This is a genomic window from Kitasatospora sp. NPDC007106 (genome assembly GCF_040634455.1).
Taxonomy (GTDB): domain Bacteria; phylum Actinomycetota; class Actinomycetes; order Streptomycetales; family Streptomycetaceae; genus Kitasatospora; species Kitasatospora arboriphila.
Genome location: NZ_JBEYFP010001452.1, coordinates 1 through 1,045, shown reverse-complemented (window position 1 = coordinate 1,045; position 1,045 = coordinate 1). Strand labels below are relative to the sequence as shown.

At 76.1% G+C, this 1,045-nt stretch carries 1 protein-coding gene and 1 pseudogene; both read left to right on the top strand.

All coding sequences use genetic code 11. The features are described 5' to 3' along the window. Positions 1-441: pseudogene (locus tag ABZ641_RS39220) on the top strand (HEAT repeat domain-containing protein); the annotation flags it as partial. Between the two features lie 109 nt (positions 442-550). Next, on the top strand, positions 551-1,045 hold a 495-nt coding region (locus tag ABZ641_RS39215; protein ID WP_359989521.1), incomplete at its 3' end, for a DUF1775 domain-containing protein.

Here is a 1,045-nt window from a genome sequence, read left to right as displayed (position 1 = left end):
GAGGCCGCCGTGCAGCTCCTCGCCGACGCCGGCGAAGCCGCCGACGGCCCGCTGGTGGTCGAGGCGCTGCGCCGCTGGATCTCGGTGCGGGGCACCGACGGCGCGGGCCTGGCGACCCTGGTCGACGGTGCGGGGCGGCTGGCCGCCGCCGCTGCCGTCCCCGCCCTGCGCCACGTCTACGGCGAGGCCGTCTCCTCCGAACTCCGCGGCCGGGCCGCCCGCGCGCTCGCCGCGACTGACCCGCACTTCGCCGAGGGCCCCGCGGTCGAGTGCCTCTGGGACTGCGAGGAGTCGACCCGTGAACTCGCCGCCCGCCACGTCACCACAACGGGTGATGTGCGCGTGCTGGAGCGCCTGCGCCGGCTCGCCGCCGACCCGGCGGAAGAGGCCGAGGTGCACGCCGCGGTGAGGGTACGGCTCACCTCGCGCGAGCGCCACTAGATCATCGGAATCGGCGATCGGGGCCGGGCGGCACACCCCGGTGCGGCATCATGGGCAGGACGCCGAACCGGCCGCCGGCCGGCCGCCCACCCCGGGGAGCACCGCCGCCATGAACCGATCCCGCCTCCTTGCCCGCGCCGCCGTGCCGCTGGCCGCCGCGGCAGGTGTGCTGGCCCTGGCCGCCCCGGCGCTCGCGCACGTCGAGGTCGAGTCCGAGACGGCACAGGCGCTGGCGACCGACGCGGTGGTCGCCTTCGACGCCGAGGGCGAGTCGTCCAGCGCGGGCATCAAGCAGGTCAAGGTGGTGCTGCCGGCCGGGATCGCCCCGTCCGACGTGACGCTGGTCGAGGCGCCCAAGGGCTGGACCTTCACCCCGTCCGAGGACGGCTACCAGGTGGCCGGCGCGGCGCTCGCCCCCGGCAAGAGCGCCGCCTACAAGATCAAGGTGCGCCAGCTGCCGAACGAGAAGTCGGTCGCCTTCAAGAGCCTGGTCACCTACTCCGACGGCCACGTCGACCGCTGGATCGAACTGCCGCAGGGCGGCGCCGAGCCCGCCAAGCCGGCGCCCGTGCTGAAGCTCGCCGCCGCCTCGCCCGGGGCCAAG